The sequence below is a fragment of the Amycolatopsis echigonensis genome (assembly GCF_002846615.1).
In the GTDB taxonomy this organism is placed as follows: domain Bacteria; phylum Actinomycetota; class Actinomycetes; order Mycobacteriales; family Pseudonocardiaceae; genus Amycolatopsis; species Amycolatopsis echigonensis.
Genome location: NZ_PJMY01000003.1, coordinates 1,189,740 through 1,211,415, shown reverse-complemented (window position 1 = coordinate 1,211,415; position 21,676 = coordinate 1,189,740). Strand labels below are relative to the sequence as shown.

20 protein-coding genes and 1 pseudogene are annotated in these 21,676 nt (G+C 69.6%); 12 read left to right on the top strand and 9 right to left on the bottom strand.

The features are described 5' to 3' along the window. The first annotated feature begins 118 nt into the window (after positions 1 to 118). From ATK30_RS10160 to ATK30_RS10150, 3 genes are all read left to right on the top strand, one after another. Positions 119 to 3,376, top strand: a complete 3,258-nt coding sequence (locus ATK30_RS10160; protein WP_101435373.1) for a GH92 family glycosyl hydrolase — start codon at positions 119 to 121, stop codon at positions 3,374 to 3,376. Positions 3,377 to 3,457: 81 nt separating this feature from the next. Further along, positions 3,458 to 5,845, top strand: a complete 2,388-nt coding sequence (locus ATK30_RS10155; protein ID WP_101435372.1) for a GH92 family glycosyl hydrolase — start codon at positions 3,458 to 3,460, stop codon at positions 5,843 to 5,845. 313 nt (positions 5,846 to 6,158) lie between these two features. Continuing rightward, positions 6,159 to 6,527 (top strand): DUF3817 domain-containing protein, encoded by a 369-nt coding sequence (locus ATK30_RS10150; RefSeq protein WP_101435371.1) that lies wholly within the window; start codon positions 6,159 to 6,161, stop codon positions 6,525 to 6,527. 50 nt (positions 6,528 to 6,577) lie between these two features. On the opposite strand, the gene ATK30_RS10145 is transcribed toward ATK30_RS10150, so the two are convergent. Further along, entirely contained in the window at positions 6,578 to 7,078 is a 501-nt protein-coding gene (locus ATK30_RS10145) for a MarR family winged helix-turn-helix transcriptional regulator (protein ID WP_101435370.1), read from the bottom strand. A gap of 72 nt (positions 7,079 to 7,150) precedes the next feature. Between ATK30_RS10145 and ATK30_RS10140 the strand changes: the two genes are divergently transcribed. Further along, on the top strand, positions 7,151 to 7,456 hold the full coding sequence (locus ATK30_RS10140) for a thiamine-binding protein (protein ID WP_101435369.1): 306 nt from the start codon (positions 7,151 to 7,153) through the stop codon (positions 7,454 to 7,456). A 1-nt stretch (position 7,457) separates the two neighbouring features. Here the strand turns inward: ATK30_RS10140 and ATK30_RS10135 are convergent, their stop codons facing one another. Further along, a complete protein-coding gene (locus ATK30_RS10135; protein WP_167441876.1) occupies positions 7,458 to 7,865 on the bottom strand; it encodes a hypothetical protein in 408 nt (135 codons plus the stop codon). 155 nt (positions 7,866 to 8,020) lie between these two features. On the opposite strand from ATK30_RS10135, the gene ATK30_RS10130 reads away from it, so the two are divergent. After that, entirely contained in the window at positions 8,021 to 8,956 is a 936-nt protein-coding gene (locus tag ATK30_RS10130; RefSeq protein ID WP_220817566.1) for a tetratricopeptide repeat protein, read from the top strand. A 95-nt stretch (positions 8,957 to 9,051) separates the two neighbouring features. Here ATK30_RS10130 and ATK30_RS10125 read toward each other — a convergent pair whose 3' ends face one another. Next, complete coding sequence (locus ATK30_RS10125; RefSeq protein ID WP_101435367.1) at positions 9,052 to 10,494, bottom strand: neutral zinc metallopeptidase; 1,443 nt, start codon at positions 10,492 to 10,494, stop codon at positions 9,052 to 9,054. A gap of 128 nt (positions 10,495 to 10,622) precedes the next feature. On the opposite strand from ATK30_RS10125, the gene glgP reads away from it, so the two are divergent. After that, positions 10,623 to 13,166, top strand: a complete 2,544-nt coding sequence (gene glgP, locus ATK30_RS10120) for an alpha-glucan family phosphorylase (RefSeq protein ID WP_101435366.1) — start codon at positions 10,623 to 10,625, stop codon at positions 13,164 to 13,166. A gap of 96 nt (positions 13,167 to 13,262) precedes the next feature. Here the strand turns inward: glgP and ATK30_RS10115 are convergent, their stop codons facing one another. Both ATK30_RS10115 and ATK30_RS10110 read right to left on the bottom strand, forming a co-directional pair. Then, positions 13,263 to 13,658: a rhodanese-like domain-containing protein gene (locus ATK30_RS10115; RefSeq protein WP_101435365.1), complete on the bottom strand. Its 396-nt coding sequence runs from the start codon at positions 13,656 to 13,658 to the stop codon at positions 13,263 to 13,265. Further along, a complete protein-coding gene (locus ATK30_RS10110) occupies positions 13,655 to 14,200 on the bottom strand; it encodes a cysteine dioxygenase (RefSeq protein ID WP_101435364.1) in 546 nt (181 codons plus the stop codon). Before ATK30_RS10110 ends, ATK30_RS10115 begins: the two co-directional genes overlap by 4 nt. A 282-nt stretch (positions 14,201 to 14,482) precedes the next feature. On the opposite strand from ATK30_RS10110, the gene ATK30_RS10105 reads away from it, so the two are divergent. The 5 genes and pseudogenes from ATK30_RS10105 to ATK30_RS47685 all read left to right on the top strand — a co-directional run. Beyond that, positions 14,483 to 15,295 (top strand): ABC transporter ATP-binding protein, encoded by an 813-nt coding sequence (locus ATK30_RS10105; RefSeq protein ID WP_101435363.1) that lies wholly within the window; start codon positions 14,483 to 14,485, stop codon positions 15,293 to 15,295. Between the two features lie 72 nt (positions 15,296 to 15,367). After that, positions 15,368 to 16,147, top strand: coding sequence for an enoyl-CoA hydratase/isomerase family protein (locus tag ATK30_RS10100; RefSeq protein WP_101435362.1), 780 nt, complete (start codon positions 15,368 to 15,370; stop codon positions 16,145 to 16,147). After that, complete coding sequence (locus ATK30_RS10095) at positions 16,144 to 17,109, top strand: class I SAM-dependent methyltransferase (protein ID WP_101435361.1); 966 nt, start codon at positions 16,144 to 16,146, stop codon at positions 17,107 to 17,109. Before ATK30_RS10100 ends, ATK30_RS10095 begins: the two co-directional genes overlap by 4 nt. Position 17,110: 1 nt before the next feature. Next, entirely contained in the window at positions 17,111 to 18,319 is a 1,209-nt protein-coding gene (locus ATK30_RS10090) for a class I SAM-dependent methyltransferase (RefSeq protein WP_101435360.1), read from the top strand. 46 nt (positions 18,320 to 18,365) lie between these two features. Further along, positions 18,366 to 18,446: pseudogene (locus ATK30_RS47685) on the top strand (HAD family acid phosphatase); the annotation flags it as partial. Positions 18,447 to 18,501: 55 nt separating this feature from the next. Here ATK30_RS47685 and ATK30_RS10080 read toward each other — a convergent pair. From ATK30_RS10080 to ATK30_RS10070, 3 genes are all read right to left on the bottom strand, one after another. Beyond that, on the bottom strand, positions 18,502 to 19,479 hold the full coding sequence (locus ATK30_RS10080) for a chitinase (RefSeq protein WP_167441875.1): 978 nt from the start codon (positions 19,477 to 19,479) through the stop codon (positions 18,502 to 18,504). 119 nt (positions 19,480 to 19,598) lie between these two features. Beyond that, on the bottom strand, positions 19,599 to 20,153 hold the full coding sequence (locus ATK30_RS10075) for a dihydrofolate reductase family protein (RefSeq protein ID WP_101435358.1): 555 nt from the start codon (positions 20,151 to 20,153) through the stop codon (positions 19,599 to 19,601). A 51-nt stretch (positions 20,154 to 20,204) separates the two neighbouring features. Further along, positions 20,205 to 20,642, bottom strand: a complete 438-nt coding sequence (locus ATK30_RS10070; RefSeq protein WP_101435357.1) for a MarR family winged helix-turn-helix transcriptional regulator — start codon at positions 20,640 to 20,642, stop codon at positions 20,205 to 20,207. Positions 20,643 to 20,667: 25 nt separating this feature from the next. Here ATK30_RS10070 and ATK30_RS10065 point away from each other — a divergent pair, with 25 nt between their 5' ends. Then, complete coding sequence (locus tag ATK30_RS10065) at positions 20,668 to 20,853, top strand: hypothetical protein (RefSeq protein ID WP_183125499.1); 186 nt, start codon at positions 20,668 to 20,670, stop codon at positions 20,851 to 20,853. A gap of 8 nt (positions 20,854 to 20,861) precedes the next feature. On the opposite strand, the gene ATK30_RS10060 is transcribed toward ATK30_RS10065, so the two are convergent. Continuing rightward, on the bottom strand, positions 20,862 to 21,653 hold the full coding sequence (locus tag ATK30_RS10060; protein WP_101435356.1) for a hypothetical protein: 792 nt from the start codon (positions 21,651 to 21,653) through the stop codon (positions 20,862 to 20,864). Between the last annotated feature and the right edge of the window lie 23 nt (positions 21,654 to 21,676).

Sequence of the window (21,676 nt, the reverse complement as noted above, 5' to 3'; positions counted from 1 at the left end):
CTTGACGATCCGGTGAGTCATTGCCCAAGGTGGCCCGCATCGACGGTGCGCGACAAGGTTGTCATCGATGCCTCGAAGGCCGGTGACGGCGGGTTCGCGCCGGACAACTGGAGAGGCGATGGCGATGGCGCGAGCGCGCTGGAGAGCCGGACTGATCTTCCTGACCTCGGCGGTCGTGGCGACAGGGGCGTCCCTGGCCCCCGCCGCCCCCGCACTGGCCGATCCCGCGGCGAGCGCCGCGAAACCCGCTGACCTGGCGAAGTGGGTGAACCCGTTCGTCGGCACCCGGCCCGGCGGCGCGGACCACGGAACCGGCGGCGGCGCGGGCAACACCTTCCCCGGCGCGGTGGTGCCGTTCGGGATGGTGCAGTGGAGCCCGGACACGAAGAAATCCCAGCCGGGCGGGTATTTCTACGACGACAACACGATCACCGGGTTCAGCCTCACGCACCTTTCCGGCGCGGGCTGCACCACGTATCAGGACCTGCCGTTCATGCCGTACGTCGGCGAGATCAGCACGTCGCCCGCGACCGATCCGGGCCACTACACCTCGACCTTCGACCACAAGAACGAGCACGCGACCGCCGGCGCGTACGACGTCGCCCTCGACAACGGCGCGAAGGTCGAGCTGACCGCGACGCAGCGCACCGGTTCCGGACGGTTCACCTACCCGGCGGGCGCGGCGTCCACGTTGCTGGTCAACACTTCCGGCTCGGTCAACGGCACCGACGACGCGTCGATCACCATCGGCAAGGACACCATCAGCGGCTGGGCGACCAGCGGCCGGTTCTGCGGCGCGAAGGACTCGTACCGGGTCTACTTCTCGGCGAAGTTCGACACTCCGTTCGAGTCCGTCGGGACGTGGAAGAACGGCGCGGTCACGCCGGGCAGGACCGCGGAGACCGGCGGTGCCAGGGCGAAGGTCACGCAGCCCAACGGCATCGGTGCTTCCCTGGCGCGCCCGGCGGCGGCGAAACCGCAGGACACGACCGTCAGCGGCCCGGGCAGCGGCGGATACGTGACGTTCCCGAACCTCAACGGCGCACAGGTCAACGTCCAGGTCGGACTGTCCTTTGTGTCCGTCGACGGGGCGAAGGCGAACCTGAAGGCGGAGAACAACGGAACGAAGCCGTTCGACGCGGTGGCCGCTTCCGCGCGGCAGGCGTGGAACGACCAGCTCGGCAAGATCCAGGTCAGCGGCGGCAGCGACGCCGACACCACGACGTTCTACACCTCGCTGTACCACTCGCTGATCCAGCCGAACGTCTTCTCCGATGCGGACGGTCGCTATCCAGGCTTCGACGGCCGGATCCACCAGGCCGAACGCGGCCACGCGATGTACACCAACATCTCCGGCTGGGACATCTACCGTTCCGAGGTCCCTCTGCTGGCCACGATCGCTCCGAAACAGACCTCAGACCTCGTGCGCTCGATGATGGCCTTCGCCGAACAGGGCGGTTCGTGGGACCGCTGGACCGTGGCGAACGACTACACCGGCGTGATGAACGGGGATCCGTACCACATCATCGTTTCCAGCGCCTACGCGTTCGGCGCGCGTGACTTCGACGCGCAGAAAGCGTTGCTGCTCATGATCAAGGGCGCTACGCAGCCGACGCAGGGTTACGTCGAACGGCCAGGTCTGCAGGACTACCAGCGCCTCGGCTACGTGCCCGGCGCGGCGGCGGACACCCTGGAATACACGAGCGCGGACTTCGCCATCGCGCAGTTCGCGAAGCGCCTCGGCGACAGCGCCACGTACACGACGTTCATGAAGCGGGCGCAGTACTGGCAGAACCTCTACAACCCGGGCAGCGGACACCTGCAGCCGCGCAACGCGGACGGCTCGTTCTCCGCGAACTACGATCCGTCCAGCTCGCAGGGCTGGGTCGAGGGCAACGGCGCGCAGTACGACTGGATGGTTCCGTACGACCTCGCCGGTCTCGTGACCGCCTTCGGCGGCAACACCGCTACGCAGTCGCGTTTGGACACATTCTTCACGAAGCTGAACGCCGGACCCCATGAGCCGTATGCGTTCCTGGGCAACGAGCCGAACTCGAACGCGCCGTACGTGTACTCGTTCGCCGGTGCCCCGGCGAAGACGCAGAACATCGTGCGCCGGGCGATGGACGAGCTGTACAACCCGCGTCCGGAAGGCCTGATCGGCAACGACGACCTCGGGCAGATGTCGTCCTGGTACGTCTGGTCCGCGCTCGGCGTCTATCCGGAGATCCCGGGCCGCGCCGAAACCGTGCTGACCACGCCGCGCTTCGCGCACGCCGAGGTGACCACCGGAGCGGGCAAGAAGATCACCGTCAATGCTCCCGGCACCGGCGAATACACCAGCAGCCTGAACGTGAACGGCAGTGCGGCCAGCAAGGCGTGGCTGCCGGAAGGCCTGCTTTCGCAGGGCGGCAAGCTGGACTTCACCCGGTCGGCGACCGCGACCGCGTGGGGTTCCGCTCCGGCCGACGCGCCGCCGTCGTTCCGCGAGCAGGAGAAGCCGAGCCTGTCCTTTGTGGACCCGGCACGCGCGGTGGTGCCCGCTGGCACGACCTCGACGGCTTCGGTGGGCGTGCAGGATCTGTCTGGCACCGCGAGGACTTGGACCTACTCGGCGGGTAGTGCGGACGGCATCACGCTGACGCCCGCGACCGGTTCCGTCCAGGTCCCGGCGGCGGGCAAGGGCCGTGCTCAGGTGACGGTGAGCGTTCCCGCGGGCACCTCCGACGGTCCGCGCCGGATCCCGGTCACCTTCTCCTCGCCGGGTCTCGCGGACGTGCAGGCGGTGCTGACCGTCCTGGTCGCGAAGCCGAACAGCTGGCTGGCCACAGTGGACAACACCGGTCTGTCGCCGGACTCGAACCCGGCGGCGGGGAACTTCGACGGCGGCGGCTGGAGCTACTCCGCGGACGCGCTGGCCACGGCCGGAGCCAAGCCGGGCAGCACGGTGTCGAGCGACGGGCTGAACTTCACCTGGCCGTCGTACCCGGTGGGCGACCCGGACAACGTCGTGGCCGCGGGCCAGACGATCAACCTGTCCGGCTCGGGACGGCTCGCGCTGCTCGGGGCCGCCAGCAACGGCAACGCGCAAGGCACGCTCACCGTCACCTACACCGACGGCAGCAAGTCCACCGCCGCCATCGGGTTCTCCGACTGGACCCTCGGCGGGGGCGGGGCGCAGCCGGCGTTCGGCAACCGGATCGTCCTGTCCACCCCGTACCGCAACTCCGCGGGCGGCGACCCGCAGCAGATCCGCACGATGGTGTTCGCCACCGCGCCGATCACGCTGGACGCGGGCAAAACCGTCGCGAGCGTGACGCTGCCGAGCGGAGTCAGCGGCGGAGACCTGCACGTCTTCGCCATCGCCGCGGGCTGATCCACTCGTTCCGTGAAGGGCTCCTTGCGGGAATCTGATTCCCGCAAGGAGCCCTTCACGGACTTTTCCCAGAGGAGTCCCATGAGGAGCAGAGTTTTGACGGGCGCGATGGCGCTCGCGGTCGCCGCCGCGGCGCTGACGCCCGTGGCGGCGCAAGCACGTCCGGCCGATGCGCTGGACGCGGTCAACACGTTCATCGGCACGCAGGACGAGGGCAACACGTTCCCCGGTGCGTCCGCGCCGTTCGGCATGGTCCAGTCCAGTCCGATCACCACGCACTACGCCGGATACCTCTACACCGACACCGCGATCCGCGGCTTCGGCCATTTCTTCCTGTCCGGCGCGGGTTGCTGGGAACAGGGCGGCCTGGTGTCGATGCTGCCCACCACCGGTGACGTCGGCCCGGGCGCGGCGTTCGACACCAGCAAGTCCGAAACCTTCGACCAAGCCAAGTATGCCGCGCCGTACACGCACGAAGGCGAAGTCGGCAAACCTGGCTACTACAAGGTGCATCTCACCGGCTACGGCGGCATCGACGTCGAAACCACCGCGAGCACGCGCAGCGGCGTCGAACGGTACTCGTTCGCGAAACCCGGTCCGGCCAACGTTTTCGTGAACGTCGGGCAGGCCAACGCGAAGGAGCCGGTCAGCGGAAGCAGCGTCCGGATCGTCGACGACCACACCATCGCGGGCACCGTCGAATCACAGGCCTTCTGCGGCGGCAAGCCGTACACTACATACTTCACCACGAAATTCGACCAGCCGTTCTCGTCCTACGGCACCTGGTCACCGGACGGCGGCACGCCCGGCAGCCGCTCGGCACAAGGCGGCGCAGGCCTGCGCGGCGCGTGGCTGACCTTCCCGAAGGGCGGCCAAGTCACCGCCACCACGTCGCTTTCCCAAGTGGACGCTCGCGGCGCGGACACGAACCTCGCCGCCTCGCGCGTCCTTCCATTCGATGCCGTGAAAAACGACGTCCAGCGCGCCTGGCGACGTGAACTGTCCAGTGTGGACATCACCGGCGGCACCCCGGACGACCGCACGGTTTTCTACACCTCGCTCTACCACGCCTTCCTGCAGCCGCTGACCGCGAACGACGCCGATGGCCGGTACTACGGATTCGACAAGAAGATCAACCGCGCGGTCGGCTGGACGTACTACGACTTCTTCTCCCTCTGGGACACCTACCGCTCGCAGAACCAGCTGCTCGCCCTGGTGAAACCCGACCGGGCCCGCGACATCGCGAAGAGCATTCTCGCCATCCACGACCAAGGCGGCTGGCTCCCGCGCTGGGCGTACGCGAGTCAGGAAACGAACACCATGACCGGAGACCCGGTGACACCGTTCCTGGTCGACCTCTGGCGGTTCGGTGCGCTGAGCGGCGACGAAACGCACGCCTACCAAGCGCTGCTGCAGAACTCCCGCGAGATCCCGCCCGCGTCGTCGCCGTTCCAAGGCCGTTCCGGCAACGCGAGCTACCAGGCCGACGGATTCGTCCAGTACGACCCGAATTTCCCGAAGAAGGGCCAGGACACCGACCCGGCGCACGGTGCCTCCGCAACCCTCGAGTACGCGCTCGGCGACTGCTCCCTCTCGGTGATGGCCTCCGCGCTCGGCCGTAAGCAAGACGCGAAGCAACTGGCGGCCAAGGGCCGGACGTACGCGACGCTGTGGGATCCGTCCGTGACCGACCGCGGCTTCACCGGCTACTTCCGCCCGAAGGTCGCCGGCGGCAGCTGGTACACCCCGGCGGACGGCCCGTACAGCCCGCAGGGCCAGGACGGCTTCCACGAGGGCACCGCGTGGCAGTACCAGTGGCTGGTGCAGCAGGACGTGCCCGGGCTCGTCGCGAAGATGGGCGGCGCGGCCAACGCGGGCAAGCGGCTCGACGACTTCTTCGCCTACGACGACCTGGTGAAGGACCCGGCGAAGACCGCGCACGAGGAGTGGGTCGTCGGCCCGTACGACTACTACCGCCAGTTCCGCTACAACCCCAACAACGAGCCCGATCTGCACTCGCCGTGGATGTACACGCTCACCGGGCAGCCGTGGAAGACCTCCGCGGTGGTGCGGGCCGCGCACACGCTGTTCACGAACGCCCCCAACGGCGTCACCGGCAACGACGACCTCGGCACCATGTCCGCCTGGTACGTCTTCAGCGCGCTCGGCCTCTACCCGGCCGTCCCGGGGACCGGCAACTTCGTGCTCAACGCGCCGCGGTTCGCCAAGTCCGTGCTGCACCTGCCGGACGGCCGCGACTTCACCATCAACGCGCGCGGTGCGGACGGGGCGCGGCTGCAGTACGTCTCCGGGCTGCGTGTCAACGGCGCGGCGTCGGACAACACGTTCGTCAGCCTCGAACAACTGCGCCGCGGGTCCACTCTGGACTTCGCGCTGACCGGCGACTCGGCGCGGGCCACGTGGGGAACGTCACGCTCCTCCGCGCCGGCATCTCCTTGTGCCGGTTAGTGTTCGATCGTGGACAGTCGGTGAAGACCGCCTCCCGGATCTTGGGATCCGGAGGTGGTCTTTCCCGTTAACCGGGCATTTCCCGCCCGTTTCCGGTCGTCGCCCTGATTGGTGCAGACCACTGTCCGGAAGGCTCGTGACCAGAGTCACGGGCCCCGGTGTTCCGGTGAGGCCGGTCACGCCTCACACTGGTCTCATACCCGTTCGACAGTGCTGTTGACGCCAGGCGGTTTCCGTCCGCCGTGGACAGTCTGTCGGACGTGTTTTTTGTGTGTGCAGTCAGCACGCACCAGGTGACGCACAGGAGGATGTCGTGTCCAGCAAGGCCGCTCTCGTGTTCCGCGTGGCCGCAGTCGCCGAGGCTCTGTCCTGGCTCGGCTTGCTGATCGGGATGTTTCTCAAGTACGTCGTCGACGCGTCTAACGAGGGCGGCGTGCCCGTCCTCGGCATGGTGCACGGCGTCGTCTTCGTCCTGTACGTGATCACCTCCCTGTCCGTCGCGAAGCCGCTGGGCTGGCGCGGCAAGACGCTGGTGCTGGCGCTGCTCGCGAGCATCCCGCCGCTGTTCACCTGGCTGTTCGAGAAGTGGGCGCTGCGCAACGGCAAGCTCGACGGCCCGCAGCGGCTGTCCCACGGCGGCGTCGGCCTGTTCGTCCGCTCGCAGGAGCCGATCGGCGTCTGATCTCCCGCTTTCCGAAGGGCCCGTGCGACAAGCGCGGGCCCTTCGTGCGTTTACGAGGTGAAGTCGCCCGCGGACTTGCGGACCTTGGTGAGCAGTTCGGTCAGCTGCTCCACCTGCCGCTCGGTCAGGCCGGTGAGCCCGAAATCGATGTCGGTGACCGCGGTGGTGGCGGCTTCCCGCAGCGCGCGGCCCTCGTCGGTGATCTCGACGAGCGTGGTGCGCCGGTCGGTGGGGTGCGGCACGCGCTTCACGAGCCCGTCGCGCTCGAGCCGGTCCACTATGTTGGTGACGCTGGTGGGATGCAGCTGCAGCCGTTCGCCCATCACCCGCATCGGCAGCCGCGCGTTGCGGGAGAAGGTGAGCAGCACGAGCGCCTCGTAGCGGGCGAAGGTGAGGCCGTGCGGCTTCAGCGCACCGTCGACCGCCGACTGGATGATCTGCTGCACCCGCATCACACCGGTGACCGCGGCCATGGTTCCGGCCGGGCCGATCCGGTCTTCCCACAGCTGCGCGGCACGGGCGATCGGATCGAACGGCAGCGGACGGTTCATGGCAACCGAAGCTACCAGCGGGTACCCCGGTCGTGGGGGTCGCCCTGGGCAGAACAGGGAAAGGAAGCCAGCATGATCGTCGCGTTCAGCGTGAGCCCCTCGGCCGCGGAGCCGGACGGCGGAGTCAGCGAGGCCGTCTCGCGCGCGGTGAAGGTGGTGCGCGAATCCGGCCTGCCGAACTCGACCAGCTCGATGTTCACCGAGATCGAGGGCGAGTGGGACGAGGTCATGGCGGTGGTGAAGAAGGCGGTGGAAGCCGCCGGCGAGGGCTCGGCGAGGGTCGGGCTGGTGCTGAAGGCCGACATCCGCCCCGGCTACGACTCCGGCCAGCTGGCCGCGAAGGTCGAGCGGGTCGAAGCGCACCTGCGCGAGGACTGAGCTACGGGATCGGCGGCGTGAACGCGATCGTCCAGCGGCCCTTGGAGCTGGTCACCGCGAGCGGGTAGCTGAACTGCTCGCCCGTGCCGGTTTTCCCGCGCACGACGGCCGTGGCGGGGGAGTGCTCGTCCGGCGCGAGCTGCACGGAAATGTCGCGCGCGCTGCTGTCCTTGAGGACGCTGACGTAGTCCTTGGCGAGGTCGTCGCCACCGGAGCCGGGGACGTCGAAGAGCCCGGCGAGCGCGTCCGCGTCCCGTCCGCTCAGCGCGGCGGCGAGCTCCGTGCGCAGTTCCGGCGGGGAAGCCGCGCCGGGCGGGTCCTGGTGCGAGACGGTCACCGTGATGCTGGCGATCCACGCCACCGCGACCACCACCGCGAGGGCCACCGTGGCATTGCGCCGGCTGAGCATCCTCGGGCCTCCTCGTTGTCTTCGCCGAGAGCATGCCTCAGGGGAGCGCGCATGCCAAAAGCGAACCCCGGGGCTGCTGCTGAACTCTCGCGGCGAGGCGTGCCAGGATGGAGGGCGTGACACACCCACGCGGATCTGCAGCGAACTCAGCGGCGATGTCCGCCGCGTTGTCCGGCGCGGTCGATCTGTCCGCGCTCAAAGCCAGGGCGGAGGCGAACCGGAACCAGCCGCAGGCCCCGCCCGCGCCCGCGGCCGGCGGCGAGGCGGGCGCCTCCGGGCCGCCGTCGGACGCGGTGCTCGAGGTCACCGAGGCGACGTTCCAGGCCGACGTCGTCGAACGCTCGCTCAACCAGCTCGTGGTCGTCGACCTGTGGGCCGAATGGTGCGGGCCGTGCAAGCAGCTGAGCCCGGTGCTGGAACGCCTGGCCGGCGAAGCGGGCGGCGCCTGGGTCCTCGCGAAGGTCGACGTGGACGCCAACCCGCGCATCGCGCAGCTCTTCGGTGCCCAGTCGATCCCGACGATCGTCGCGATCGCCGGCGGCCAGCCCGTGGACGCCTTCTCCGGCGCCCTGCCGGAGCCGGAAATCCGCAAGTGGCTCGGCTCGCTGCTCGACGCCCTGCGCGACCGGCTGCCCGGCATCCGCGCCGCCGAAGAAGCCCGAGGCCCGGTGGAAGAGCCGGAAGACCCGCGCTTCACCGAGGCCGAGGAAGCCTTCGAACGGGGCGACTACGCCGCCGCACAGGCCGCGTACGAGCGCATCCTGGACGCCGAACCGGCCAACGAGCTGGCGAAGAACGCCCTGGCCCAGGTCAAGTTCACCGCCCGCGCCGAGTCGATCGACCCGAGCGCCCGCGCCAAGGCCGAAGCCGACCCGAAGGACCTCGACGCCCAGCTCGCGGCCGCCGACCTGGACATCGCGGAGCAGGACGTGGAAGGCGCGTTCCGCCGCCTGATCGACGTCGTCCGCCGCACCGCCGGGGACGACCGCAACCGGGTCCGCGAACACCTGGTCGCGCTGTTCGAACTCTTCGACCCCGCCGACGAGCGGGTCGCCAAGGCCCGCCGGGACCTGGCGAGCGCCCTGTTCTGAGCCGCCTGTTCGTAGGTCCGTGAAGGGCTCCTTGAGGGAATCTGTTTCCCGCAAGGAGCCCTTCACGGACCACCGGACGCCGCCCCGCCAAAGGCTCAGGCGTACTGCTTCGAACAGGAAGACGACCCCTCGAGATACCCCCGCCGCAGCGCCTCGACCCGGTCGAATCCGCTGTCCGGGCGATCCCCGTTCACATTCGCCGACACCAGCCCGTCCGGCCGCAGCAGGTCCGCGATCGCCTCGTCCAGATCCCCGGACGACAACCGCAGCTTCACTCCGCCGGTCGGATGGTTCGAGAACGCCGCCCATGCCCCGACCAGACAAGCCGTCCGCAGCCCGGCGTTAGGCGTGTCGATCGAAGCCCCGACCCCCTTCTGAATCCCCACCGCATACCGCGACGCCAGCTCGGCGAAGGCGGCGAAGTCGCCCAATCCGCCCCCGGCCCGGCCAGCCATCTCGGCCTCCTGGTCCACCGGTTCGGCCAGCTTCTCCAGCGCCTGCTGGTCGAAGCTCACCGTGTTGTCGTTGGGGCAATAAGACGCGGGCGGCGTGCTCGGCCCGCTGGGGCAGCTGCCGGAGCCCGCGGCGAACCGCGGTCCCTGCACCCCCGCGCCCTTGAACGCCTCGTCGAGACTGGCCTTGAGGTCCGACAGCGTCGTCTCGTCGAGTTTCGCGTCGCCCTTCCCCTTGTCCCCGGAGTCGAACGGCCGCTCAGTCAGCCGCTTCTGCACGTTCTGCGCGTTCATCCCCGCGCATTCCTTCGGCCCCTTCTCGAACCCGGCCTGGAACGCATACGTCCGGTCGAACGCCGTGCCGTGCGCCTGCCGGTCCGTCGCACTGGTCCCGGCCTGGTCGCGGATGAAGAACATCGCCGCCAGGATCTGGTCCAGCCCCTCCGCGGTGGACACGCGGTAGAACTTGCTCTTGTCCTCGGCGACCCACCGGAAGTAGCCACCGGCGAAACAGTCCGCCTGCTGTTCCTTCACGACGGTCGGCGTCGACTTCGAGATCCCCGCCGCGGACCCGAGCCGGTACTGGATCGCGTGGCCGAACTCGTGCGCCAGCACGGTCACCACCGACATCGGCCCGAATCGCTTGCGCAGCATCGGCAGCAGCACGCCGCGGTCCCATGCCACCGAATCGTCGCCCGCGCAGTAGAACGCGTTCACCAGCTGCTTGACGCTGCCGCACGCGGTGTCCTCGGTGTCGCGCTTCGAGTCGTACGACAGCAGCGATTTGACCGGCTCGAACCGCTTGCCGCCGAACTCCGCGGGCAACGCCTCGCTCCAGTACGCCTGCACGTCCGCGATCGCGGCGGTGGCGAGCTGGTCGTCCTCGCCGCCGCTGGCGTTCTTCACCGGCAGATCGGGACTCGGCGCGCCGGTGCGCAGCCCGCTGTCGAAATGCGTGACCGGCAGCCCGGCGACGTTCCCGGCGCCCGGCGTCGCCGCGGGAGCCTTGTCCCCGCACGCGGCTGTCCCCAGCACGGTCGCCGCGACCAGCGCGACCAGCGCGTACCGGCGTCCCCCTCGGCTCATGTTCCCTCGTTCCACTTCCGCGTCCGACAACGAACCGGGACATTACTGACCCGGATGGCGCAGTGTGCGGACAATCCCCGAAGTGGGGTGCGAGCGCGCGCGGAGCGGGCCGGATATCGTCGCTGACCATGCGTGCAGTCCGCCGGTTCACCGTCCGCGCCAGCCTGCCCGAGCCGCTCGCCGGACTCGGCGCCCTCGCGACCAACCTTCGCTGGACCTGGCATCCGCCGACGCGCGACCTGTTCGCCTCGATGGACGCCGAACTGTTCAACAAGATCCGCGACCCGCTCCGGATGCTCACCGCGCTGCCGCCGGAGCGGCTCGAGGAGCTGGCGAAGGACGAGGACTTCCTGCGCCGCACCCGCGAGGCCGCGGCCGGCCTCGAGCGCTACCTCACCGAACCGCGCTGGTACCAGCGGCGCACCGACGAGGGCCTGCCGCAGGCGGTCGCGTACTTCTCGATGGAGTTCGGGGTCACCGAGGCGCTGCCCAACTACTCCGGCGGCCTCGGCGTGCTCGCCGGCGACCACCTCAAGGCGGCCTCGGACCTCGGCGTGCCGATGGTCGGCGTCGGCCTGCTGTACCGGTCCGGCTACTTCCGCCAGGGCCTGTCGCTGGACGGCTGGCAGGTCGAGCACTATCCGGTGATCGACCCGAACGCCTTCCCCCTGGAGCTGGTCACCGAGGGCGGCCGTCCGGTGCTGGTCGAGGTCGCCATGCCGGGCGGGCGCGACCTGCGCGCGCAGATGTGGCGCGCGCGCGTCGGCCGGATCCCGCTCCTGCTGCTCGACACCGACATCGAGGCCAACGACGAGGACCTCCGCTCGGTCACCGACCGGCTGTACGGCGGCGACGCCGACCACCGCATCCGCCAGGAGATCCTGGCCGGCATCGGCGGGTTCCGCGCGGTGCGGAAGTTCTGCGAGCTGACCGGGCATCCGCAGCCGAAGGTGTTCCACACCAACGAGGGTCACGCCGGGTTCCTCGGGCTGGAGCGGGCCCGCGAGATCATCCAGTCCGATGGCCTGGCCTTCGACGAGGCGCTGCCCGCGGTCCGCGCCGGGACCGTCTTCACCACGCACACGCCGGTCAGCGCGGGCATCGACCGCTTCCCGGTCGACCTGGTGCAGCGCTATTTCTCCGACGGCAGGCTCGTCCCGGACGTCGACGTCCGCCGCGTGCTGCAGCTCGGCGCGGAGGACAACCCGGGCCTGTTCAACATGGCGCACATGGGATTGCGGCTGGCACAGCGCGCGAACGGCGTCTCCAAACTGCACGGCCGCGTCACGCGCCGGATGTTTTCCCGGCTGTGGCCCGGTTTCGACGACGCCGAGGTGCCGATCGCGTCCATCACCAACGGCGTGCACGGGCCGACCTGGGTGGCGCGCGAGCTGAGCGCGCTGCTCGGCGGCAACCACGAGGAGTTCGGCCACGAGGGCCGCACGCCGGACAGTTCGCTGCGCGACGGCGTCACTGACGAGCAGCTGTGGGCGCTGCGCCGGGAACTGCGGGAGAAGCTCGTCGGCGAGGTCCGGCGACGGGTGCGCGCGGCGTGGATGCAGCGCGGTGCGTCAGCGCTGGAACTGGGCTGGACCGACCGCGTTTTCGACCCGGACGTGCTGACCGTCGGCTTCGCCCGTCGCGTCCCGACGTACAAGCGGCTCACGCTGATGCTGCGCGACCCGGACCGGCTGCGCGCGCTGCTGCTGGACGAGAAGCGGCCGATCCAGATCGTGATCGGCGGCAAATCGCATCCCGCCGACGAGAACGGCAAGCAGCTGATCCAGCAGATCGTGCGCTTCGTCGACGATCCCGCGGTGCGCCATCGCATCGTGTTCCTGCCGGACTACGACATGTCCATGGCCCGCTACCTCTACCGCGGCTGCGACGTGTGGCTCAACAACCCCGTGCGGACGCTGGAGGCGTGCGGCACGTCGGGGATGAAGTCGGCGCTCAACGGCGGCCTCAACCTGTCTATTAAGGACGGTTGGTGGGACGAGTGCTACGACGGCTCGAACGGCTGGGCCATCCCCACCGCGGACGGCGTCACCGACCCGCTCCGCCGCGACGACCTCGAAGCCGCGGCGCTGTACGACCTGCTCGGCCAGCAGATCGCGCCGCTCTACTACGACACCGGCGAGGACGGCGTGCCGACCGGCTGGCTCGCGATGGTCTGGCACACGCTCGAAACGCTGGGCCCGCGGGTGCAGGCGTCGCGGATGGTGCGCGAGTACGTGGATTCCGGCTACCTGCCCGCCTCGCGGATGGTCGCCGCCGCCACCGACAACGGCCACCAGGGCGCGCTTTCGCTGGCCGACTACCGGACCAAACTGGAAGTCGCGTGGCCGCGCGTGCGGATCTTCGACGCCGAACTCCAGTACGACCACACCGAACGGCTCGTGGTGGGCACCGAGGTCACCATCCGCGCCCGGATCGACCTTGCCGGACTCGAACCGTCCGAAGTGGACATCCAAGCCGTGGTGGGCCAGGTCGGCGACGGGGACGAACTCGCGGACTCGGTGCTGGTCCCGATGGTGCCGGACGGGATCGGCGCGTTCGCCGCGACCCTGCGCCTGCCGCGCGCGGGCTCGGTCGGCTACACGGTGCGGGTGCTGCCGAAACACCCGCTGCTGGCCAGCCCGGCGGAGCTGGCGCGCGTCGTGCTCGCCTGACTCACGAACACCCCAGAGTCGGTCCGTGAAGGACTCCTTGAGGGAATCAGATTCCCTCAAGGAGTCCTTCACGGACCGTCGGGACGCCCCAAGAGCTCAGTCGACCGCGGGGGAGCCGCCCTTTCGCACCGGCAGCCCGGCCGCCGCCCAAGCCCGGAAGCCGCCCGCGAGATCCGTCGCCTTGGTCAGCCCCAGCCGCCGCAGATCCGCCGCCGCCAGGCTCGACGCGTACCCCTCGTTGCACACCACCACCGCGACCGTCTCCGCCGAAACGCCCGGCAGCCGCCACTCGCTCTCCGGGGCCAGCCGCCACTCCAGGTGGATCCGCTCCACGACCACCGACCCGGGAATCTCGCCCTCGGCGACCCGGTTGGCGTACGGCCGGATGTCGACGATCAGCGCGCCCTCGGCCTGCAGGTCGGCGGCGCGCGCCGGGTCCGCCCGGTCCAAGGTGGACCGGGCATCGGCGAGAAAGCGGTCAAGTGCGGTCATGACCGCACAATGGCAGGCAGCGGCGGGATCTCGTTCGGCACGTCGGCGAGACTCGCGTATTCGCGGGTCGGCACCAGCGGCGGCGAGTAGGCGTGGACGCTGGCCGCCGGTTCGCTCCCGACGCCGAGCACCTGGTGTGCGCGCCCGGCGCCGAAGCCGATGCCCTGCCCGGCGAGGTGCGTGCGGCGGCGCACCGGGCCGCCGGGGTAGCGGTACTCCTCGCCGAGTTCGCCCTGCAGCACGGTGAACGAACCCGAGGCGCCGCCGTGGTCGTGCGGTTTCGTGCTCTGGCCGGGCAGCCACGACAGCAGCCACAGCTCGACGCCGTCGGTCAGCGCGAGGCGGGCCCACCAGCGCCGGTCCTCGTCGAAGCGCAGGACGTCGCGCAGGCCGGTGGTCAGTTCGGTGGTGACCGTGCGGGTCAGGTCGGCCAGCTCGCGCGGCGTCCACAGCAGCCGCGACGGGTGCAGCAGTTCGGGCAGCAGCGGATCGGTCAGCTGCGGGTGGATTTCGACATCCGGACGGACGATGGACGTGGTCAACGGAGATGCTCCTGGGACGAGTCGGGGTCGGGACGCGAAGCGACGCGGCACGCCGACGAAGGATCAGCGTGCGTGCCGCGCCCGGCTACATCCGCTGGAAGCCACCAGGAGCAGGTCGATCGCGCGACGGCGCCAGAACACGGGGCGCGCGGACCTGGACATGCCCGGGATGCTGCCACAGCCTCGAGATCACGGCCGCTCGTCCCATCCGCTGGACACCCGGCGCGCCGTTACCCCCGGGCGGGTGCGCGCCCGCGCCCGGGCGACCGCCACAATGGGCGCGTGAGCGAGCCGATCCTGCCCAGCGATCCTGACGACCTCGTCGTGCGGATGTCCGGTGTCGGCGTCCGCCGTACCGGAAACGACCTCCTCGCGGCCCTCGACTGGGCGGTCGAGCTGGACGAGCGATGGGTGGTGCTCGGGCCCAACGGGGCCGGCAAGACCACCCTGCTGCGCCTGGCCGCCGCCGAACTGCACCCCACCTCCGGCACCGTCGACCTGCTCGGCGACCGGATCGGCAAGGTGAACATCTTCGACCTCCGCCCGCGCATCGGGTTCACCTCCGCCGCCATCGCCCAGCGCGTGCCCGGCGACGAGCGGGTCGCCGACGTCGTGGTCAGCGCCGGGTACGCGGTGATGGGCCGCTGGCGCGAGCAGTACGACCGGATGGACCTGGACCGGGCGACCGAACTGCTCGGCACCCTCGGCATCGCGCACCTGGCCGAGCGCACGTTCGGCACGCTCAGCGAGGGCGAGCGCAAACGCGTGCTGATCGCCCGTTCGCTGATGACCGACCCGGAGCTGCTGCTGCTCGACGAGCCCGCCGCCGGCCTCGACCTCGGCGGCCGCGAGGACCTCGTGGCCCGGCTGTCGGTGCTCGCGATGGACCCGGACGCGCCCGCGATGGTGCTGGTCACCCACCACGTCGAGGAGATCCCGCCCGGTTTCACCCACGCGCTGCTGCTGCGCGAGGGCCGCGCGGTGGTGTCCGGGCTGGTGGACGACGTGATCACCAGCGAGAACCTGTCCAAGACCTTCGACCAGGACCTGGTGCTGGAGCGTTCGGGCGAGCGGTTCTTCGCCCGCCGCAGGTAGCTTGACTAGGGTGTTTTACCGGCCGGTAGCGTGCCGACAGTTCGACAGCGCTTGTCTAGGAGGAGGAATCCCGTGGGAGAGTTCGTAACCCTGGAGGTCGAGGGCGGGGTCGGCACGATCCGGCTGGACCGGCCGCCGGTCAACGCGCTGAACAACCAGGTGCAGGCCGAGCTCGCCGAGGCCGCGCGCGAGGCGTCCGACCGCGACGACGTGCGCGCGGTGATCCTCTACGGCGGCGAGAAGACCTTCGCCGGCGGCGCGGACATCAAGGAGATGGCCTCCCGCACGTACCCGGAGATCGCGAAGTTCGGCGCCGAGCTGACCGCGTCGCTCGCCCGGGTCGCGAACATCCCGAAGCCGGTCGTCTGCGCGATCACCGGCTACGCCCTCGGCGGCGGCCTCGAACTCGCGCTGACCGCGGACTGGCGCATCGCCGGCGACAACGTGAAGGTCGGCCAGCCGGAGATCCAGCTCGGCATCATCCCCGGCGCGGGCGGCACGCAGCGGCTGACCCGGCTGATCGGCCCGAGCAAGGCCAAGGACCTGATCTTCACCGGCCGGTTCGTGAAGGCCGAGGAGGCGCTCAAGCTGGGCATCGTCGACGAGGTCGTGGCCCCGGACGACGTGTACGCGGCGGCGCGGAAGTGGGCCTCGCAGTTCGCGAACGGCCCGGCGGTGGCGCTGCGGGCGGCCAAGACCGCGATCGATTCCGGCCTCGACGTCGACCTGGCCACCGGCCTGAAGATCGAGACGCAGCTGTTCACCGCGCTGTGGGCGACCGAGGACCAGCGCAACGGCATGCAGTCGTTCATCGACAACGGTCCCGGCAAAGCCAGTTTCGAGGGGAAGTGACTTCCGTGTCCGACCCGGCCCCGAATCCGCACGCCACCGAAGACGAGGTCAAGGCGGCCTACGCCGACCCGAAGCTCGCGAACGTCCTCTACCACGACTGGGAAGCCGGGACGTACGACGAGAAGTGGTCCATTTCCTACGACGAGCGCTGCATCTCCTACGCCACCGACGTGTTCAACGCGGTGGCGGGCGAGGACGGCCAGCCGTACCAGCACGCGATGGAACTGGGCAGCGGCACCGGGTTCTTCCTGCTGAACCTGATGCAGGGCGGCGTCGCGAAGAAGGGTTCGGTCACCGACCTGTCGCCGGGCATGGTGCAGGTCGCGCTGCGCAACGCCGAGGGCCTCGGCCTCGACGTCGACGGCCGGGTCGCCGACGCGGAGCGGATCCCGTACGACGACAACACGTTCGACCTCGTGGTCGGGCACGCGGTGCTGCACCACATCCCGGACGTGCGCCAGGCGTTCGGCGAGGTGCTGCGCGTGCTCAAGCCGGGCGGGCGGTTCGTGTTCGCGGGCGAGCCGACGAAAATCGGCGACCGCTACGCGCGCCGGCTCGGCCAGCTCACCTGGTACCTCACCACGAACATCACCAAGCTGCCCGCGCTGAGCGGCTGGCGGCGTCCGCAGTCCGAATTGGACGAATCCTCGCGCGCGGCGGCCCTGGAGGCCGTGGTCGACATCCACACCTTCGACCCGTCGGAGCTGGAAGCGATGGCTCGCGGCGCCGGAGCCCAGGACGTCCGCGCGGTCACCGAGGAGTTCTCGGCGGCGCTGGCCGGCTGGCCGATCCGCACCTTCGAGGCCGCGGTGCCGCAGGAGAAGCTCACCGTGCGCTGGCGGCTGTTCGCCTACCACCTGTGGCTGCGACTGTCCGCTTTGGACAAGAAGGTGCTGTCGAAGGTGCTGCCGCGCGAGCTGTTCTACAACGTGATGATCACCGGGACCAAGCGGCCGTCCTGACTTGCCCTACAGTTTCACGCTCGACGACGTCGCCTTCCTGCGCTCCGCCGCGGGACGGGCGGCGCTCGCCGAGTGCTCCACTTTGGACGGTTCGCGGATCGCGGACGTCACCGCGGCTCGTCGCCTGGTCGGCGAGCACGCCGCACCGGTGCTGGAAACCGTTGCGTTGCGGCGTAAATCGGTTCTGAAACTGGCTGCTTCCGCTGATTGGCTGTTCACCGCGGACGCCTTGCAGCAGGCGAGTGCTACTCCAGTGGCTCGGCATCGGGCCTCCCGGCTGGCCGGTCTCGCCGTGCACGACGTCACGTGCTCGGTCGGCGCGGACCTGGTCGAGCTGTCCCGGGTCGCTTCGTCGGCGATCGGGTCCGACGTGGACCCAGTACGGCTGGAAATGGCCCGGCACAACGCTTCCGTCGCTGGAGTCACACCGCTCGTCGGGCGGGCCGACGCCTTGCGTCCGGTTTCCCGGGACACAGCCGTGGTCGCCGATCCCGCTCGCCGCGACTCCGCTGGCCGCCGGGTGTGGCGTCCGGCCGACTTCCTGCCGCCGCTCGACGAACTCGTGGCTGCCTATCCCGGCCGGATCCTGTCGGTGAAATGCGCGCCTGGTATGGATTTCTCCATCGCGCCGTGGGCGGACGAGGTGGAACTTGTGTCGCTCGACGGCCAAGTCCGCGAGGCTTGCTTGTGGCGAGGGCTTTCGTCCGGCGTCACCCGGCGAGCGACCGTGTTGCGTTCGGACGGTGCACAGTGGACTCTCACTGACGCGGAGCCGGACGACATTCCCGTGCGAGCAGCGGGGGAGTGGCTGGTCGACCCGGACGGCGCGGTCGTACGCGCCGGTCTCGTGCGCCATTACGCAGCGCGGCATGGCTTGTGGCAACTGGACGAACGCATCGCCTACCTCACCGGCGACACGCCGCCGCCCGGGGTGCGTGCTTTCCGAGTGCTGGACCAGTTGCCGTACCGCGAAAAGACGCTCGGGCAGGCGTTGAAGAAGCTCGACGTCGGACGGCTGGAAATCCTCGTCCGCGGCCTCGACGTGGACCCGGACGCCTTGCGTCGCAAGTTGAAACCGCGCGGGCGCGAAGAGTCCACTGTGGTGCTGACGCGGATCGGCCGGTCGCCGGTGGCATTCGTCTGCCGGGCCGAACGCATCCCATCGGAGGGTTTTCAAGCCGGGGAGCGCGGCGTAAGTTCTGCGGGTTGAACCGGCCAACATCGGCCAGGTGAAGAACGACGTCAAGGCGTACTACGGCGACCAGTTCAGCGACCTCGAAGGCGGCTACGCGGATCACCCGGTGAAGCTGCCGAACCCGATGTACTACCTGCCCTGATCTCGTGCCGGAGTCAGCCCGGGTCCCGCGCCGGGCCCGGGCTGCTCCGTATTCGTCAGCCGGAGTACCCGGCGAAGATCTTCGAGAACTCGTACGGCTGCTGGGAAACGTCGGTGCACCGGTAAAGCGGTCCGCTGCACGCGTTCGCGTCGCGGCCGAGTTCCCAGAACGACAGCATTCCCAGGTGGACACTCTGCGCGAAACTCACCACGGCGCTGGCGTCCTTCTGGTAGAAGATTTCGTTCTGCGAATCGTTGACGCCCAGCATCGGCGTGAGCCCGACCTTGCGCCAAGCGTCCGCATCGGACAGTCCGAGAGCCGATTTCAGTTGCGCCTGCGTGGATTGCGCCGCCTGGATCGCCTTGGCCCCCTGATCGCCGGAGCCCTGGTAGTAGTCCATCGCCATGACGTTCACCAGGTCGAGGTCGACGCCCGCGTCCCGCGCCGAGGTCACGACGTTCAGGCCGTCAGACGTGAGGCCGGTGGGAAGCACCGGCAGCGTCAGGGAGATCTTGAGTCCGGGATTGTCGTCCTGCACCTTTTTCAGTGCCTGCGAACGAAGTGCGATCGAAGCGGGGTCGGCGACCGCCGAGCCCTCGATGTCGACGTCGATGTACTTGAGGTGGTAGGCGTTGATCACCGCTTCGTACTCGCCGGCCAGCGAAGTGACGTCGCTGCACGCCTGTGCGAGCTCGACGCCGGACGCGCCGCCGAAGGAAACCTTGACGTCGCCGCCAGCCGCGCGGATCTTCGCGATTTCATCGGACTGCCAGCCCTGGCGGGGGTCGTAAGCAGCGAACCAGCTGGCCTTGCACGCAGCTCCGGTGACGAAGCCGAGGGTGAAACTCTTGATGCCGCTCTGCTCGGACATCGACGACAACACGGGCGACGGCCACGCGCCCATGTCCACATAGGGCGCGAGCGCGATCGACGAGCCGCTTGCCGCCGCGGTGCCCTGCGGCATCGCGAGTCCGGCGACGGCCAGCAGCCCGCCGAGCGCGGCGGCCAGTTTCCGGGGTGAGGACAGACGCATGGGTGGAACCTCCACGGTGAGGACCGAGGGGCGGTGAACCCCTGTCCAAATGGTATAGACCAATAACTCCGTGGTCGCCATACGCCATTAGTAGGCCGATCCGTCCCGCTGACCGGGATTTAGCGTTTCGCGGCGAGCCGGTACCGCAGGTCGACCGCGAGTGCCGGATCCCCGTCGTGCACCCGGTCCCACCGAACCGGCTTCCCGCCCGGATTGTCGAACAGCCGGACCCCGGAGCCGAGCATCACCGGCATGAGGTGCACGACGAACTCGTCGACAATCCCCAGCTCAACGCACTGCCGCGCGATATCCTGGCTGTGCAGCTCAAGATCCTTCCCGGCCGCCGCCGCGAGCCCGATCTCGACCGCTTCCCGGACGTCGCAGTCGAGAAATGTGACCCCGTCCTCCGGCTGGGCGTCCTCGGGATGATGAGTGAGCACAAAAACCGGGCCGCTCCACGCTCCGCCGTACGGCTGCCTGGCGACCTTCCCGGGCGCGCGTGCGGCAAGTGCGTCAAACCCGCTCCGCCCGCCCAAAATCGCCCCGACCCGCGCGATGGATTCCTCGTGCACTCCCGGCGTGACGTGCACGCCCGACATCCAGTCCATCGCATGCCCGTCCGCGGCGACGAACCCGTCCAGCGACATCGCGACGTGCCACAACACCTTGCCCATGAGCCCTCCTCGTTCGCTTGATACGAGGTAGACCGGCGGAGTCGCGAAAACTCATCGGTCCGCAGGCGTCAGGTTCTCCGCACAGGTGCTCAACAGCCCAGCCAGCCGCCGCCGCTCGGGCTCCGACATCCCGGCCAGCATGCGCTCCTCAACCTCGCCGACCGCCCGATGCGCCTCGCTCAACCGAGCCTCACCGGACGCCGTGAGCCGCACCGGCCGCGCCCGCCCCGTCGGCGCTACCTCCGCAACCGCGACCAGTCCAGCCGTCTTCAGCCCGGTCAACACGTCTCGCAACGACTGCCGCGTCACAAAACACTGCCGCGCCAACTCGGCCGACGACGCCCCCGGGTTCTCCGCGAGGGCCACCAGCACCGCGTACTGCGCCATCGACAACCCGATCGGACGCAACAACTCGTCGGACGCCTGGCGGAACGCCTGCTGCACCCGCTTGACGAGATACCCCGGCCGACGCGTCGTCTCTTGACCCATGACAGGAGCCTTACACACAAGGCCCTTGTCCGCGAACATTCACGCGAGCACCGACTGCACCCGCGTGGTGAACTACGTCCAGTGGTCCAGCGTCGAGGCCTTCGAATCCATGCTCGCCGACCCGCAATGCCGAGAACACCTGTCCGCCGCCGCGGCCTTGGCCGAGCACGACCCGCACCTGTACACGGTGGAGTCTGTGCACCACGCCTGACCTGGTGGTCAGCCGACCGCCAGCGCGGTGACCCCGGAGACGTAGCGTCCGCCCTTCACGTCGCCCAGTGGCACCAAACGAGGCGCCGTAAGCGGTTTCCCGTCCTCCACGGTGGACAGCAGCAGCGGTCGCCCGCCCGTCCGCGCCTCGGCGAGCGTTACTGCCGCGCCGTAGCCGTCCGCTCCCACCGCGACCACCGGAGTGTCCGACTTCGGAAACACGCACGCCAGCGCGAGCACGAGCGCTAGCGGCGGCCCGGACTCCTGGTGGGTCTGCGTCCCTGCGTCGGAGCCGAACCGCGCGGTCACCGTCTGCCGTGGCAGCTTCGCCAGAAACGAGGGCGGCAGCGTCACCGAACGGCCGTGCGCGGTGATCCGCACCGGTTGTGCGGCAGGCTGTGCGGCGGAAACCGCGACGGAAACACTTCGCACGTCCCGAATCGTCCGCGACCCGTCGCGGTCGCCCGGCACGGTCAGGTCGACACCGCGCCGCCCGCCCCGGAAGACCGCTGGATGATTGCCGAACGACGGACTCAGCTCGGCGAGCGCGAACGTCACGGCCCGATGACCCGCCCCGTAAACTCGCACCGTTACCCGCAACGCGGTGTTCTTCCCGGGCGGCAACACAGGAGCCGCGTCGTTCACGACCTGGTCAAGCCGTGCCCCGTCCAGTTGCGCGGCGGTCCGGTCCCCGGGCTTCGCGACAGTCCCGCCGACCTCGACCCCGGGGGCGGCCTCCGCGACTCCAGCGGTTCCGATGAGGAAGCCGACCATCGCGAGAGCGAGCATGGTCCTGCGCATCCGCGTCTCCTCTGCTGCGATTG

Excerpts from the sequence above, each read along its gene's own strand:
- ATK30_RS10160 (WP_101435373.1), top strand. The coding sequence starts at position 119 with ATGGCGATGGCGCGAGCGCGCTGGAGAGCCGGACTGATCTTCCTGACC.
- ATK30_RS10130 (WP_220817566.1), top strand. The coding sequence starts at position 8,021 with ATGTCCGCCGCGTTGTCCGGCGCGGTCGATCTGTCCGCGCTCAAAGCC.
- ATK30_RS10060 (WP_101435356.1), bottom strand. The coding sequence starts at position 21,653 with ATGCGCAGGACCATGCTCGCTCTCGCGATGGTCGGCTTCCTCATCGGA.
- ATK30_RS10080 (WP_167441875.1), bottom strand. The coding sequence starts at position 19,479 with ATGCGTCTGTCCTCACCCCGGAAACTGGCCGCCGCGCTCGGCGGGCTG.
- glgP (WP_101435366.1), top strand. The coding sequence starts at position 10,623 with ATGCGTGCAGTCCGCCGGTTCACCGTCCGCGCCAGCCTGCCCGAGCCG.
- ATK30_RS10155 (WP_101435372.1), top strand. The coding sequence starts at position 3,458 with ATGAGGAGCAGAGTTTTGACGGGCGCGATGGCGCTCGCGGTCGCCGCC.
- ATK30_RS10140 (WP_101435369.1), top strand. The coding sequence starts at position 7,151 with ATGATCGTCGCGTTCAGCGTGAGCCCCTCGGCCGCGGAGCCGGACGGC.
- ATK30_RS10145 (WP_101435370.1), bottom strand. The coding sequence starts at position 7,078 with ATGAACCGTCCGCTGCCGTTCGATCCGATCGCCCGTGCCGCGCAGCTG.
- ATK30_RS10070 (WP_101435357.1), bottom strand. The coding sequence starts at position 20,642 with ATGGGTCAAGAGACGACGCGTCGGCCGGGGTATCTCGTCAAGCGGGTG.
- ATK30_RS10115 (WP_101435365.1), bottom strand. The coding sequence starts at position 13,658 with ATGACCGCACTTGACCGCTTTCTCGCCGATGCCCGGTCCACCTTGGAC.
- ATK30_RS10135 (WP_167441876.1), bottom strand. The coding sequence starts at position 7,865 with ATGCTCAGCCGGCGCAATGCCACGGTGGCCCTCGCGGTGGTGGTCGCG.
- ATK30_RS10075 (WP_101435358.1), bottom strand. The coding sequence starts at position 20,153 with ATGGGCAAGGTGTTGTGGCACGTCGCGATGTCGCTGGACGGGTTCGTC.
- ATK30_RS10125 (WP_101435367.1), bottom strand. The coding sequence starts at position 10,494 with ATGAGCCGAGGGGGACGCCGGTACGCGCTGGTCGCGCTGGTCGCGGCG.